The following is a 14,728-nucleotide window of genomic DNA, read 5'->3' as shown; positions in this document are numbered from 1 at the left end:
CTCAGGGGCGCGGGGAACTGCGCGCCCAACCCCCACCGAGGCGGCGGCCGGGCAAGACCCTCGGCCCCGCGGCGAGATGGCCGCACAAAGCGGGGCGGCTGCGGGGGCGCGGTGGGCGCCCGCGAGTACGAGGACGCACGCAGGGCGCATCCCAGGGAAGCGAGAGATGCCGCACGCAGGGCGCATCCCAGGGGCGCGGGGAACTGCGCGCCCAACCCCCACCGAAGCGGCGGCCGGGCAAGACCCTCGGCCCCGCGGCGAGATGGCCGCACAAAGCGGGGCGGCCCACGATCCGCGCCCCCGAACCCCGACCCGCCCCCGCGCGGCTAGCGCAACGCGTCGGCGACCTCCCGAGCCGCGTCCATCACCCGAGGCCCCACCCGCTCGGGCACCGCGTCGGCGAGCATCACCACCCCCACGCTGCCCTCCAGCCCGCTCACCCCGAGCAGGGGCGCCGCCGCACCACTCGCCCCCGCCTCCAGCTCGCCGTGCGTCAACGTGTACCCGGGCTCCGGCAGCACCCCCCGCCGCGAAGCGAGAATGGCGCGCCCCGCGGCCCCCTTGTCGAGGGGATGCCGGAACCCCGTCCGGTACGCCACGTGGTAATCCGTCCAGGTCGGCTCGACGACGGCCACGGCCAGCGCCTCCGAACCGTCCACCAGCGTCAGATGCGCCGTCGCCCCGATGTCCTCGGCCAGCGACCGCAGCGCGGGCAGCGCCGCCTCACGCACCAGCGGATGCACCTGCCGGCCGAGCCGCAGCACCCCGAGCCCGACCCGGGCGCGGCCACCCAGGTCACGGCGTACAAGGGCGTGCTGCTCCAGCGTGGCGAGCAGTCGGTAGACGACGGTGCGGTTGACGCCGAGCTTGTTGGACAGCTCGGTCACGGTCAGCCCGTGATCGGTGTCGGCGAGCAGTTTGAGGACGCGCAGTCCCCGGTCGAGCGTCTGGGAGGTCTCCGCGGTCACGACGCCCACTCCTTAGTGGTGAGGGTCGGCGGTCTCCTACGCGGCGGTTGTCGCCGCCTGTCCCTTGGGCGACGCGCGTCAGAGCCGCCGGTCGGTGATCAGGCGCTGGGCTGCATACGGCTGCATACGACTGTCTTCATGCGTACCGGCTGCGCTCCGCGGCGGCGCTGCCACGGGGCGTGTGCGTTGCCGGGAATGTAGCGAGGTCGTCCCGCTGAGCGGAAGACTCCGTCCAGAATCCGGTCAGCCCGGGGCCTGAGTTATAGCCGATTGCCCCCACTTGATCCCCATGTCACTTCATGCGGGTGGCCCACTCCTGCACCTTGGCGATGCGCTGCCGCAACTGCCCCGCGGTCGCCTCGGCGCTCGGCGGCCCGCCGCACACGCGCCGCAGTTCGGTGTGGAGGACACCGTGCGGCTTGCCGCTCTGATGGACGTACGCGCCGACGAGGGTGTTGAGCTGCTTGCGCAGTTCCATCATCTCCTTGTGGGAGACGACGGGCCGCCGCTCGGCGGGCAGTTCGAGCAGATCGGCCTCGGTGTCCGGCTTCTTGCGGCTGTGGGCGATCTGCCGGGCCTGCCGCTTCTGGAGCAGCAACTGCACCTGGTCGGGTTCGAGCAGCCCGGGGATCCCGAGGTAGTCCTGCTCCTCCTCGCTCCCCGGATGGGCCTGCATACCGAACTCGGCGCCGTCGTAGAGGACCCGGTCGAAGACGGCCTCGGACTCCAGCGCCTCGAACGAGAACTGCTCCTGCTCCCCGGTGTCCTCGTCCTGCTCCTTGTTGGCCTCCTCCATCTCCTTCTCGGACTCGGCGTAGGGGTCCTCCTCCCCGTCCTTCTTCGGCTTGTCGAGTACGTGGTCGCGCTCGACCTCCATCTCGTTGGCGAAGCCGAGCAGGTCGGGGACGGTGGGCAGGAAGACGGACGCGGTCTCGCCACGCCGCCTGGACCGCACGAAACGCCCGACGGCCTGCGCGAAGAACAGCGGCGTCGAGATGGTCGTGGCGTACACGCCGACCGCGAGCCGCGGCACGTCGACGCCCTCGGACACCATGCGGACGGCGACCATCCACCGGTCCTCGCTCGCCGCGAAGTCGTCGATCCGCTTCGAGGCGCCGGCGTCGTCGGAGAGCACGAGGGTCGCTCTGGAACCGGTGATCTCCCGGATCAGCTTGGCGTAGGCGCGCGCCGACTCCTGGTCGGAGGCGATGACGAGGGCGCCCGCGTCCGGGATGCCCTTCCTGACCTCGGTGAGCCGGGCGTCGGCGGCGCGCAGCACGCTCGGCATCCACTCGCCGCGCGGATCCAGGGCGGTGCGCCAGGCCTGGCTGACGGCGTCCTTGGTCATGGGTTCGCCGAGCCGCGCGGCGATCTCGTCACCGGCCTTGGTCCGCCACCGCATGTTGCCGCTGTAGGAGAGGAAGATGACGGGCCGCACGACGCCATCGCCGAGCGCGCTCCCGTACCCGTACGTGTAGTCGGCGGAGGACCGCCGGATCCCGTCGTTCCCCTCCTCGTACTGCACGAAGGGGATCGGGTTGGTGTCGGAGCGGAACGGCGTACCGGTCAGGGCGAGCCGCCGGGTCGCCGGCTCGAACGCCTCCAGGCACGCCTCACCCCACGACTTGCTGTCACCGGCGTGGTGGATCTCGTCGAGGATCACGAGGGTCTTGCGCTGCTCGCAGCGGTTGCGGTGCAGCATGGGCCGCACACCGACACCGGCGTACGTCACGGCGACGCCCTGGTACTCCTTGCTGAGCGGACCCGCGCTGTACTCGGGGTCCAGCTTGATCCCTATGCGCGCGGCCGCCTCCGCCCACTGCTTCTTCAGGTGCTCGGTCGGCGCGACCACGGTCACCTGCTGCACGACATGGTGGTGCAGCAGCCACGACGCGAGGGTCAGTGCGAAGGTCGTCTTTCCGGCCCCCGGCGTCGCGACCGCGAGGAAGTCGCGGGGCTGCTCCTGGATGTACTTCTCCATCGCCCCCTGCTGCCAGGCACGCAGCTTGTTCGCGGTGCCCCAGGGGGCGCGGCCGGGAAACGCGGGCGACAGGTGGTGGGACGAGGAGCTGGTGGCGGCGGTGGTAGTCACGGTCTCCGATTTACTTGAGGCTGGACGGCACGGCTACGTATGACAACCGGGCCACCCTACCGGTGACGGCGTTGACGAAGACGGCGGACGAGGCCGGGCGGGCGGCGGTTGGGACGCGCGTCACAGATCAACTGGCGCGTCCTCACCGGGAGTCGCGACGACATCACCGGTCCGGACCGCCGACTCACCTGGCCCCCGGCCCACGGGACTCACGGCTGCTCCCGCAACCGCGTGGCCACCCACGCCCCGGCCAGCGCGACGCCCGCCATCGGCAGGAACACGGCGACGAAGGCGGCCGGGTGCGAGCCGCCCAGGCCGTCGGCGGCCCCGTGCCCCACCGCTCCCCCGCCCAGCGCGGCGAAGGCCGCACCGCCGGCGGCGAGCAGGACGACGTTGGACAGTCCGTCGGAGATCTGGAGGGCGGCGGAGTTCGCCCCGGCCTCCTCGGGCGCGGAGAGCTGGAGGAGGAGCACGCTGGTCGAGGAGATGACGAGCCCCATCCCCAGACACCCGAACCCCCACGCGACGGCCACCGTCCACACCGGCACGACCTCGATGAGCACGCTCGGGGCGGCCGCGACGGCGGCGGCGACCAGCACCATGCCCCCGACGACGAGCCGCTCCCGGTACGGCTCGAACCGGGGCCGCGACTGCATCCAGGACCCGAGCGCCCAGGTGGCACCGCCCCCGGCCAGCGAGAACCCGGCGAGCGTCGGCGACAGCCCCCGCTGTGTGACCAGCATCAGCGGCACGAACGACTCGGCCGCGATGAACGACCCCGCGGCGACCCCGCGCAGCAGCACCACCGACGGCAACCCGCGCGCGGCCCGGTAGGTACCGCGGGGCAGCAGTCCGAGGACGGCCGGCACGAGCAGTGCGGCGCCGACGACACCGGGCAGCAGGGCGAGGGGCCGCAGGTCTTGGGCGGCGTACTGCAACAGTCCCGCACCGGCCGAGATCCCGAACGCGAGCCGGATCCGGCGCCGGTCGAAGGCCCCGCCACCGGCGCCCTCGACCGGTCCCCCGGCGCGCCGCCGGATCTGCGGCAGCGCGACGCCGAGCGGCAGCAGCACGAGTACGGGGATGCCCAGGAACACCCACCGCCACCCCAGGTGCTCGGTGACGGCCCCGGCCGCGAGCGGCCCGACGATCGACGGCACGACCCAGCTCGCCGCGAACGCCGCCATGATCGCGGGCCGCAACCGCTCCGGATAGGCCCGGCTGACGACGACGTAGAGGGCCACGATGACGAGCCCTCCACCGAGCCCCTGGACGGCCCGCCCGGCGACGAACGACCACATGCTCCCCGCGGTCCCGGCGACGAGCAGCCCCGCGGCGAACGCGCCGATCCCCACCGCCAGCGCCCCGAGCGGCCCGCGCCGGTCGGCCCACTGCCCGGCGAGCACCATGCCGAAGAGGCTGGTGGTGAAGTACCCGGAGAAGGCGAAGGCGTACAGCGACACCCCGTCCAACTCCCGCGCGGCGACCGGCATGGCGGTCCCCACGGCGGTCGCCTCGAAGGCGATGAGCAGGACGACGGTGACGATGCCGATGCTCAGCGCGCGATAGGTCCGCCCCAGCACCCCCTCGATCTCGGTGATCGCCTCAAGCCCCGGCCCAGGAGCGACCCCCGGCCCCACCCCAACGTCCCTGTCATCCTCGAGTGCCGCCATACGGATCAGAGTAAGGGGCATGGAACTCCCTGACCCCTGTCGAACGACGGGGGCCTTCCTGGTCCCTTCGCCCTACGTCCCCGGGCGGGCAACCCCTGATCGTGAACGGCGTATGGCAGTCGCGTTGCGGGACCGCCCGAACCCTTGAGGGGCCCCGCACGGCGCCCTACGGTCGTACTCACAAGAACGAAAGCTTGGCCGTGTGCCCGAGTGGTTTAGGGATTCGCCTGCAAAGCGAAGCACACCGGTTCGATTCCGGTCACGGCCTCTGGCAGCCCAACGGCGCTGGGCTGCACGTTCACGAAGGGGTGCCCCGCCACGGCGGAGCACCCCTTCGGCGCATCCTCGGTAGTCGGCCGAACTCAGCGATCGAATCCAGGCCAATTGGGCTTGGTCACGGAAGGAACCGAGTTCGGAAGATTGGTGTCGTTCTTGCAACCCGCCTTTTTCGCGACGTCTCGGGCCACCTGGAGCACGGCGTCCAGGCCTACCTTCCGTGCTTCGAGCGCAGACAGGCCACTGCCCTTCATCGGCCGCGCCAGCACATCAACCTTGATGTATTTGTCACGCTTCATGTAGGCGGGCGCATCCGCGGGGAAGTCGGGAACGCACTCGAAAAACACCACTTGTGACGCCCTCAGGTAGTACGCGAGCACTCCGGCGTCCCACCGGGTCCTGGACTCGTTCCCTTGCGCGTCGGACGTGGGCAGCTCGTTCGTCGGAAGTGCGTCGTCGTTCCACACCACGTCGACATCCAGAACGGTGTCCACCGACCCTGCGGTCTGCGCCTCGTACTGGCAGTGGCTCGGATAGTGGTCCTTCACCACCCGGAATTCATCCTGTTCGTGCAGAAGCTTGTCCCCAGGACCGAGGAGCTTCTGCAACGTGGCCCCGTCCGGCGCTCCGTCCCAGCACGGCTTGGTGGGGGCCTTCAGCGCACTGTCCTCGCCTCCGTCGGATCGGGACAGCCACACGTAGAGGCCCGCTCCGACGAGCGCCAAAACCACCACCACGCAGAGCGCTTTCGCTCTGCCGGACATCTTTCCGACGCTCATGTCTTCCCTGCTCGGTGTCGTGAGTGCGCCACAGCGCTTCGGCAACTACAACTGGGCCATGTTCATTTCGGCGGGTTGCGCTGGTAATGGTCCTTCGCCTCGCGCTGAAGTTCCTTACCGTGATCGAAGCCCTCGCCGGTCTGCTGACTCACGTCCCGACGCATATCGGTCGGATCGACGCCGTCCGGGGTTCCCGCGACCATCAACCCGTTCGCTGACTGGTCAAGGGCGTTCTGGCGGGCGTTGAAGGAGGACTCGCCCGCCGTGTGGGCCGTCTCGGCGGACGTGTTCCGCTCCGCGCCCTCGACCATTTCACCCACGACCACCTCGGTGACGCCGTTGATGACCTCACCGGCGATCGGGACGCGCTCGGTCGCCAGCCCGACCGTGGACCCGAACGCGGTGTTGAACATGTCAGCGCGCTTCTGCAGGGCTTCGTTGTAGTCCTTGTCGCTCTGCTGCCCGCCCGTCACGATCTCGTCGTGCCGTGCGCCGGAGAGGAGGCCCTCCACCGTGCCCGTGTTGTAGGCGATGTGCTTCAGGTTCTCGGCTGGTGTTCCCGCGTACTTCTCCGGGTGGGCGTTGACATCGTGCATCAGGCCGGCCGAGTAGTTCTCGGCTCCCATGGTGGCCTCCGCGTAGCCGTCCGGGTTTCTGGCGACCGTGTCGAGGAACTCGGCGGTGGCGAGCGGGTCGGTGAACTTGGTCGGGCTGCCGTACAGATCGTTGAAGCCGTTGGACTGGCTCAGAGTCGAATTCACCTCCGGCATGTACTCGCCAGCCATGCGTCCGAGACTGTCACCCATGGTGTCGTCGGCCAACTTGGGGTCCTTGGCGACGGCGTTGACGACCTGTTCCATGAGGTCGTGCTGCTGCTCCGTGTGCTCCGGGTGCTTGCCCACATCACCGTGGTCGTACGGAAGCCCGGTCGTCGCGGCCTCGAGCGCGTGCCCGAGCGCGTCCTTCCCGTAGATCGTGGGCTCTTTGGCGGCCATGGGAGAGGTCATGTCCGGAATCCACTGCCGGGCGCCCTCGCCCTTGCCGTCCGCCCCCATGCCCATCAAGTAGTCGAGGTTGGACATCTGCTTGCCCGACCCCGCCACATCGGCATGGAAGAAAGCGGTCGCCGCGTCCGGGTTGTGCCCGTACGCCTCCAGCACGCCCGTGATCGGATCCCAGCCACGGCCGCCGCCCTTGTCGGCGTTGAGACCGAATCCCTCCATGCCCGCATATCGGCCATCGGGGCGGCCCCAGGCGCCGCCTTCCCGCTCGTACGCGATCATGTCGTTGGCGACCTTGTCCAGAAAGCCCTTCTGGTATTCGCCGTGCCGCAGCAGTGTGCCGAGCACCTGATATCCCTTGGGTACCATCTGATTGCCCTGCATCTGCAGGTCGAGATCGCTGCGCCCGACGCGCATGAGCTCGTCGGTCCACGCGCTCCCGAGACCGGGCGTGGCCGTGGCGAGCGCCGTGCCCATGCTGTCCTGGATACTCCTGGCCAGGCGCAGTTGCTCACCGCCTTCCGCCGTTCCGTCGAGTGACAGCTGGGCCTGGAAGCGCAACGATCCCTCCGGCCCCAGACCTCGGTACAGGTCCGTCGCGAACTCTTTGTCGTCGGCGTTGTACTTGACGAGCGTCTGCAGTTCCCGCAGTTCCTCCGTGGAGAGTTCCTTGCCCTCCTTATAGAGCTGCAGGCTCTTCTTGGCCAGTTCCTCGGCCCGCTGCTCCTGAGCGTCGTCGAGCGACTTGTAGTTCTCGTGGCCGAAGTTGAATTCGTCGTTGCCATGACTCTTGCTCAGGGCACGACTCACCGAGTCGTCGATCTCCCGAGCCTGTCCGATGATGTCGGCAATGCGATCGGCGAGTGCCTGTGCGGTGTCGAGTTCACCTTGCGTGTGCTTGTCGTCGGAGGTCCGGTCGTGCGGGTAGAAGACATGCACCTTCCCGCCCCCCACGTCACTCACGCGCAGGCCGAGGCCCTCCGCTTCCGAGTGGATCGCCGTGTTCAGCTTCTTCTGCAGATTTACCAGCTCTGTGCATGCATCATCGAGAACTTGATAGATGCTCGAGGCTTCGGCATGGGCGTCGGCGAACTCCTTGGCCGTCTTCCTGATGAACTCTCGCGTCACATCAGAATTGACACCGGCCCATTGAGCGCCCTCAGCTTTTGCGAGCAGACCATCCTTTGCACGGCTCGACAGGACCTTGAGGTCATCGACGATCTTCTTCCAGTCCGCAACTGACGTCTTTAATTTGCCGAGATTCACTTCGGACAAATTCGTCATAGTAATGCTGGACACAACAGCCCCCGCTACTTGAAGTACTTGTCGATTTCCGAGACCGACCTGCCGGAGCCACCCCTGCTGCGGATCTCCGCCTGGATCTGTGCGTCATCGTTCGCATGCGTCTTCTTCGAGAAGTCCAGGTGGTTCGAGATCAGGGCACACGCGTCCAGCAGCGTCTTCACCTGACTCGTCCACATTTCGACCGTCGAGGAAAGCCCGTGCCCCATGGCGAAGCTCGAGCTGGTGAGCTCGGTCGCGGCTTGCATCGTGGAGCCGGATCCGTGCTTGTCCATTCCCATGCCGGCTACGTCCGCCTGCTTGCGCAGGTCACCATGGAGCCCGAAAGCCTCATGTCCGATGGCGCCCAGTTCGTCGTCGTATACGACCAAATCACCTCCACCGCCGCCCCCGGCAGCAGGCGCGGAGTTCAGCCGCATATCAGCTGGAGCCCGGTCAGCCGCCTTGCTCTTGAGCTGCTCCCACTCTTCCCAGACCATGCGGTCCTCCCCGTTGTATGAATGCGGAACCAATCACACTGCATGTGAACCTAGTCTTTTCGTCTGCCCGGCCGCAAGGACGACAAAATCTTCGTCGGGAGCCCCCGCACTCGCGACCTGCAAGGATTCCTCACCCATCATCTGCTGCAGGGGAGCAATCTCGGCGGCACCGATTGCATCGTCAACCCGTCGGCAAGTCGGTGCGGGCATAGCCGCCCTTATCACCAGTAAATGCCCCCAACGGGAGAGAAAGAGTTATACCGGTCACCATCTGCCGATGAACCGAGCAGATCTCATTAAGACGCTCGCGTTCTTCCCCACCCGATGCGGGTTTCCTATGAGCAGCCGGGTGCTCCGGGAACACGAGGCCAACCGCCTGCATCGGGGACCTATGGCTGCTTCGAGTCGTGGCCGGTCTGCTGTGCGTCGTACGGCTGTTGCTGGGGGACCGCGGGATAGGACTGCTGTCCGGCGTACGGCGACTGTTCCGAATACGAATAAGGCCCCCCGACGGGTCGAGCGGGCGATGCCGTGTCCCGGCGTCGGTTCTTGACGGCGATGGCTACAACGACCCCGAGTACGACAACAACGCCCGCGCCGGTGCCAATCCACAGCAAGCTATTGCTGCCACTGTCCGTCGAATCCGGTGACGCGGCTGGTTTCGCTCCGGCCGTCGACTCGGCTCTCGCGCCCTTCGAGGCATCGGCCGGGGGCGTGGCAGCCGCCGGGTAGTCAGGGAGCGGGTACTTGGCTGCCGGGCCCGGGTCTCCGGGGGTTTTCAGGGCGACGCGGGGACGGACGATCCCGTAGCCGATCGAGTCATTGCGTTCCGTTCCGTCGATCGGGCCGCCGATGGTGTTGCGCATGACCCGGAGGACCTGATTGTTGGTCCAGTCCGGGTGCATGGACCAGATGAGGGCAGCACTGGCGGAAGCGAGGGCCGCCGCATCGCTCGTGCCCTCCGTCTTACAGAGTCCTGTCTTGCCTCCGCAGGCATGCACCATGTCCACTCCGGGTGCCGCCACATCCACCTGCGGCCCGTGGGTCGAGAACTCGGCCCGGTGAAGGTCTCTGCCGATGGCTCCGACGGCGACAACGCCCGGGGTCGCAGCGGGAAAACCGACCTTGTTCCCCTCGTCGCCGTCGTTTCCCGCTGCGGCGAAGATCAACGCCCCATGCTGCAAGGCGTAGTCGACGGCGCTTGTGAACTTCGGGAAATCGTCCGCGTCTCCAGTGATGCCCTGGGAGACGTTGATGATCCGGGCACCGTGGTCGGCCGCGTATCGGATGGCCGTTGAGACCGCGTCCTCGAATTTCGCGTCCGCCTCGAACCTACTGCCCGACTTCTGTGTGTCAGGCAGTCGGATGGGCAGTACCTTCGCACCCGGAGCCAGCCCATAGGCCCCGTTGCCCCCGCCGTAGGCGCCGGTTCCGACGATCAAGCCGGCCATTCCCGTGCCGTGTCCGTCCCAGTCGGTCGTCTCATCGCCGGACTCAGCGGGAGCGAGGTCCTTCCCCGGGAGAATCCGGCCCTTCAGGTCTGGGTTCGAATCATCCACACCAGTGTCGATGAGGGCGACCGTGATCCCCTCGCCGGTACTCGTCCTCCACATGTTCTCGGCTTGCATGGCATCGAGAAACCACTGTTGGGAGCGCGTCGTATCGGCATGAGCCGAGCCGGCAGCCGTGCCCACCAACAGCACGCCGAGAAGTGCCGTGGCCGCCGCGCCGCGGCGTCGTGCGCTGGTGGTGAGCATTTTCTACCTCTCGTTGTTCTTCGTCTCGTCGTCGACAACGGACGGCACATTCCGGCGAGCGTCAGGCTGCCAGGTCGGCAAACGGCCCGTACCGCCCCTGGCGCCAGCCTGACCGGCAGCCGGGCCATTCTGGCCCGGCACCATCTGACCACCATGTACTCCTGGGGCGACGGACCGCCCCGGAGTCCCCGAGGTCGGGGGCAGGGACCGCCCTGCGCCTCCAGTGACCGGTGAAGTCCCCCACGGCCCGCCGGCCCTGTCGTCCCCGGTACGCGGCCCGTGAAAAGGGGTGCCGTGCCGCCTCTCCCGAATGTCGGTGGCACAACGCCAGGAGGCGTCACGATGTTGGTTGTACCGCCCTTTGGAGCATCCGGAGAGACGCCTGGCGAGGGGGTAGGACGGGAAGTGACAGGGAGGGTACCGACAGAGTCGATATCCAATGTGCGCAGGAGCTTGTGGAACTGTCGGATTCTCAGGCAGCGGCGTCACGGCGGTCGGTACGGGTGCCGCGCCCGTCGGTCCTGCCACCTCGGACGTCAACAGCGAAAGGGCACCCCGATTCCGTCTACTCCGAGGGTGTTCCGTCGTACTCGCCAGCCAAGCATCGGCCCCACCCCCTCCTCGACGCCCCTCAGCAGACGCGCGGTGGACCACCAAAGTCCGTCAACACAGGACCAACCTTGCCCCCCTGCCTTCCCTCCTCATCGAACTAGCAGCGAAACCCACGTTTACGTCCGCGATTCGACGAAGGGCGTACCTGTGCGGTTGCCTGCTGACACGCCGCTCCTGGCAGGGGTATTGCTAGCTTGTCCGGAGCTAGGGCATCGGAGAGTCACGCCAGCGAGCGGGCGCACGGGGACACACGGGGGAAGGTACTCACCCATGGCATGGGACGAATGGGAGCAGCTCAAGACGGACGCCGCGGAGCGGCAGTCAACGCAGATGAGGCTCAACCAAGTTGACGGCGGCGGGGGCGCCTCCCCTCCGCTCCCTGGCAAAACGGGTGACCTCACGGTCAAGGATGCTGATCTGACCAAGATCGGAAGTCACGCGAAGACCCTCTACGACGGCTTGTGGGACAAGGCCCGAGTCGCCGACTCCAGCAGTAGCAAAGCCGCAGGCAACCTCTTGGGCCAGGGCTTCTCACTGGGTTCGGGTCTACAGCACGTGGCGGACCGGTGGGAAGAACAGTTGAAGTCCCTCATGGATGCCTGCGCCCACGTCTCGAACCACATGCAGGTGACGAAGAAGGTGCACGAGGGGGACGAGCACTACATCCAGCGCCAGATGAGCAGCATCGACGCCCTCGACCAAGGCTTCGACGAACGCGTCGGCGAGCCCGGCAAGCCGAACCCCGCGTACTACGGGAAGCCGGACGAGAAGAAGGACAGCTGATGAACTTCGACGATCTCCTCGGCGCCGACTTCAAGCTGCTCGACGACGCTGTCGAGGACTGGGGCACCCTCGTCACCAACTTGGCCACGCTCAAGAAGCAGGCCGAAGACGGACTGCACAAGGCTGCCAACAAAGCCGACTGGACCGGCATGAACTCCCAGGTGACCAAGGAATTCATCGGCAAGACCGCCGGGGAGTTCAGTGATGCCCACACCCAGGCCAAGACCATTCACAGCATCCTCGACGACACCCGGGGTGAGTTGAAGGGTTACCAGAAACAACTGACGGAGGCCGTGAGTCGCGGTCGCCAGAAGAACATCAAGGTCATCGGCTATGAGGGCGGCTTCACCGTCACCACAGACATCCCGCCGGAGGCCCGCACCCACGCGGACCAGGACAACTCGGACGACATCAACGCGCTGCGCGACGACATCCAGAAGATCCTGCGAGATGCGGACGAGAGTGACAGCTCCGCGAGCAAGGTCCTCAAGGCCCTCGCCGACCAGGCCGAGATGGGCTCCTCTGATGCGAGCTACAAGAGCCGGGATGACGCGGCTACGGCCATCAAGGAAGCCGAGGCTCTGGCCAAGATCGCCAAGAAGAACCCTGAGGACCTCACGGTCAAGGACTTCGACCGCATCAACGCCGGGCTGAAGAAGTACAAGAACGACGACCTCTTCTCGGAACGGTTCGCCACCACACTCGGCCCGCAGAAGACCATGGAGTTCTGGGCCGGCATCAACAACCCCGGCATGGCCTGGGACATTGGGCACGACCGCCGCGACCAACTCGACGACCTGCAGCGCAACCTGGGCATGACCCTGGCCAACGCCTCCCAGAGCGACTCGACCGCGATGGACGACTGGCGGCGCAACGTCATCAACATGGGCGACAAGCCCATCTACGGTGACAAGGGCGGCCCCATGGGTTTCCAGGTCATGAGCAACCTGATGCGAACCGGCGACTACGACGACCAGTTCATGAAGGACTACGGCACCAAGCTCATGGAGAAGGAGCGCAAGCTCACGGGCAACGGCGCAAACCCGAACTCGGCTTGGCAGCACATGGGAACGGACCAGATCCTCAACCGCATCGGCGAGGACAGCGGGAGCGATCCCTTCACCGGGTATCTGAAGGGCCTGTCGAACAGCCCCGATGCCGCTACAGATTTCTTCAACCAGGAGTTCGTGTCCAAGAACGACCCCGACAACCCGTTCGAGCACGATACGGACGGCGACGGGAAAATGGGCAAGAAGACGCTGTCCAACTTCGACTACCTTTTCGAAGAGCGCGACTGGCCCAGGGAGACCGACTTCCACGGCGATGAAATCAACACCGGTAAGAACAACATGGCGTTGGCCCTCGAAGCCGCCACTACGGGGCACCCTGCCGGCGAGTACCCAACACTGGACACTCCTGCACACAATTCCGGGCAGGCCAAGCTCGTGGAAAGCATCTTCTCTTCCGTTTCAGAGAATCCTGAACGCTTGAGCAAGAACGGCTACATGTCGGACAGTATGGGGCAAATCGCCGCCGAATACATGCCGGATATTCACCGCGGCCTACATGCCGGCTCCGGCAGAGAAGAGGAGCTTTTCCCCAATGCGGGCAGTACTGCAAGCCTGCGCGAAAAAGACATCACCAGGTTCCTCTATACGGTTGGGCGCAACCCTGAGGGGTATGCCGCAGTGAACCTAGGGCAAGCCAGCTATACCAGCCATCTGATGCAGTACCACTTCCAGCACCCGGAGGCGTACGCCGCCGACTCCCACTTCCCGCCTGAGCAGTCCCTGCAACAGGCCGCTGGTCACATCTCCCGGACAGCCGGCAACATCGAAGGACTGATCGGCGGAGGACGCGCATTCGAGGGTGAGCTAGAAGGCGGTGCAAAGGATGCCGAATACAACGCGGCCATCAAGGGCGCATCGACCTGGGGCGGAAGTCTGGTCGGGATTGGTGTCGGCTTGGGCACTGCACCGATCGGCGGCCCTGGCGCCGTCGTGGCAGGAGGGTTGGCCGGAACAGCCACGAGTGAGATCATCAGCTCAATCACCGATGGGTCCATGAAAGACACTTCCGAGGATGTCATCTACAGCAACGGCGAGCACATCGAGGGCACCAGGGATTCTGCTTTCGCCATGGTCGAAGAAGCGACAAAGAAGGCGGGAGAGAATTCAGGTCACAAATATCCCTTGATCGAAGCCTCAGTGGCCGAGCACGCAAAGACAGGATTCGACGACGCCGGTCAGAACGTGCACAGTTATCTTGACGGCGAAGGCAAAGCCAAGGAACTCGACACGGAAGATTAGGCCTTGAAACTGACCCGTCCGAAGATCCTGGCCGTCGCAGGAGTCACCATTGTCATCATCGTTGCGGCGCTCGCATACGTGTTTAAATGGCCCCCCTTCAAGGAGGAAGGCGAGATCAAAGCGGCTGATGTATGCGCGTCTCTAGGCCACCCGAAACACGCAACTGACACACTGCGCAAACTACTGCCCGAGAGGTCCTCGTACAATTTCGACGACACCGGCAGCGGGGGCGTCGACGAGTCGGGTCTCAGCTATAGATCATCCTGCATGGTCACGGGGGGAAGTGAGGCGATTCTACTCAGGACACAAACGGAATCAATGCCCTACGAGTCAGCGGAGGATTGGCTGAAGTGGGTGAGGACAAAGGCGCTGAACGAGAGTTCCACCCGGGCGTTCACCCGATTTCCCGCAGGCGACGAGGCTGCCGCTTCCAAAAACTTCGCAGCCATCTTCATCCCCTGTGTCGCCAAGAAGGACGAGCAGCGCCCGCAATACAACATCAGCCTCACTGTTGAACTCGGCCGTCCGGGCGATTCCGCAACACGTGCAGGCCTCATCGATCTGGCTCGAAGCGCAGCCTCTTATGCTCATGAGAAGGCTGGGTGCGCCATCCCTCTCAAGAGCTCGGGTACCTGATCTTGCGCACAGCGCCGCATCAGCCGACCGACCTTTACGGCGCCTGGCGGCCGTACGGGTC

Annotated in this window: 10 protein-coding genes and 1 tRNA gene; 4 read left to right on the top strand and 7 right to left on the bottom strand. The window is 66.2% G+C overall.

Translation table 11 applies throughout. The features are described from left to right. Positions 1-326: 326 nt before the first annotated feature. From ACIRF8_RS02835 to ACIRF8_RS02825, 3 genes are all read right to left on the bottom strand, one after another. Complete coding sequence (locus ACIRF8_RS02835; protein WP_324774129.1) at positions 327-968, bottom strand: helix-turn-helix domain-containing protein; 642 nt, start codon at positions 966-968, stop codon at positions 327-329. Between the two features lie 292 nt (positions 969-1,260). After that, entirely contained in the window at positions 1,261-3,060 is a 1,800-nt protein-coding gene (locus tag ACIRF8_RS02830) for a DEAD/DEAH box helicase (protein ID WP_404210160.1), read from the bottom strand. 209 nt (positions 3,061-3,269) lie between these two features. Beyond that, positions 3,270-4,733: an MFS transporter gene (locus ACIRF8_RS02825; RefSeq protein ID WP_404210158.1), complete on the bottom strand. Its 1,464-nt coding sequence runs from the start codon at positions 4,731-4,733 to the stop codon at positions 3,270-3,272. A 196-nt stretch (positions 4,734-4,929) separates the two neighbouring features. Between ACIRF8_RS02825 and ACIRF8_RS02820 the strand changes: the two genes are divergently transcribed. Then, positions 4,930-5,001 (top strand) — tRNA-Cys (locus ACIRF8_RS02820). 94 nt (positions 5,002-5,095) lie between these two features. Here ACIRF8_RS02820 and ACIRF8_RS02815 read toward each other — a convergent pair. From ACIRF8_RS02815 to mycP, 4 genes are all read right to left on the bottom strand, one after another. Beyond that, a complete protein-coding gene (locus ACIRF8_RS02815) occupies positions 5,096-5,788 on the bottom strand; it encodes a hypothetical protein (RefSeq protein WP_404210156.1) in 693 nt (230 codons plus the stop codon). A gap of 62 nt (positions 5,789-5,850) precedes the next feature. Continuing rightward, positions 5,851-8,064: a hypothetical protein gene (locus ACIRF8_RS02810; protein ID WP_404210154.1), complete on the bottom strand. Its 2,214-nt coding sequence runs from the start codon at positions 8,062-8,064 to the stop codon at positions 5,851-5,853. A gap of 35 nt (positions 8,065-8,099) precedes the next feature. Further along, on the bottom strand, positions 8,100-8,570 hold the full coding sequence (locus ACIRF8_RS02805; protein ID WP_404210152.1) for a hypothetical protein: 471 nt from the start codon (positions 8,568-8,570) through the stop codon (positions 8,100-8,102). A 389-nt stretch (positions 8,571-8,959) separates the two neighbouring features. Next, on the bottom strand, positions 8,960-10,327 hold the full coding sequence (gene mycP / locus ACIRF8_RS02800; RefSeq protein WP_404210150.1) for a type VII secretion-associated serine protease mycosin: 1,368 nt from the start codon (positions 10,325-10,327) through the stop codon (positions 8,960-8,962). 882 nt (positions 10,328-11,209) lie between these two features. Between mycP and ACIRF8_RS02795 the strand changes: the two genes are divergently transcribed. From ACIRF8_RS02795 to ACIRF8_RS02785, 3 genes are read left to right on the top strand one after another with little or no spacing between them, the layout of a single operon-like run. Beyond that, entirely contained in the window at positions 11,210-11,722 is a 513-nt protein-coding gene (locus ACIRF8_RS02795; RefSeq protein WP_404210148.1) for a hypothetical protein, read from the top strand. Then, the gene (locus ACIRF8_RS02790; RefSeq protein ID WP_404210146.1) at positions 11,722-14,031 is read left to right on the top strand and encodes a hypothetical protein; all 2,310 of its coding nucleotides are present in this window, start codon (positions 11,722-11,724) and stop codon (positions 14,029-14,031) included. Before ACIRF8_RS02795 ends, ACIRF8_RS02790 begins: the two co-directional genes overlap by 1 nt. Before the next feature lie 3 nt (positions 14,032-14,034). Beyond that, positions 14,035-14,667, top strand: coding sequence for a hypothetical protein (locus tag ACIRF8_RS02785; RefSeq protein WP_404210144.1), 633 nt, complete (start codon positions 14,035-14,037; stop codon positions 14,665-14,667). Positions 14,668-14,728 lie beyond the last annotated feature (61 nt).

Origin of the sequence: Streptomyces sp. NPDC102406 (assembly GCF_044765725.1) — a bacterium.
Classification (GTDB): domain Bacteria; phylum Actinomycetota; class Actinomycetes; order Streptomycetales; family Streptomycetaceae; genus Streptomyces.
This window is presented reverse-complemented; position numbering and strand designations above follow the sequence as displayed.

Excerpts from the sequence above, each read along its gene's own strand:
- ACIRF8_RS02805 (WP_404210152.1), bottom strand. The coding sequence starts at position 8,570 with ATGGTCTGGGAAGAGTGGGAGCAGCTCAAGAGCAAGGCGGCTGACCGG.
- ACIRF8_RS02790 (WP_404210146.1), top strand. The coding sequence starts at position 11,722 with ATGAACTTCGACGATCTCCTCGGCGCCGACTTCAAGCTGCTCGACGAC.
- ACIRF8_RS02795 (WP_404210148.1), top strand. The coding sequence starts at position 11,210 with ATGGCATGGGACGAATGGGAGCAGCTCAAGACGGACGCCGCGGAGCGG.
- ACIRF8_RS02825 (WP_404210158.1), bottom strand. The coding sequence starts at position 4,733 with ATGGCGGCACTCGAGGATGACAGGGACGTTGGGGTGGGGCCGGGGGTC.
- ACIRF8_RS02815 (WP_404210156.1), bottom strand. The coding sequence starts at position 5,788 with ATGAGCGTCGGAAAGATGTCCGGCAGAGCGAAAGCGCTCTGCGTGGTG.
- mycP (WP_404210150.1), bottom strand. The coding sequence starts at position 10,327 with ATGCTCACCACCAGCGCACGACGCCGCGGCGCGGCGGCCACGGCACTT.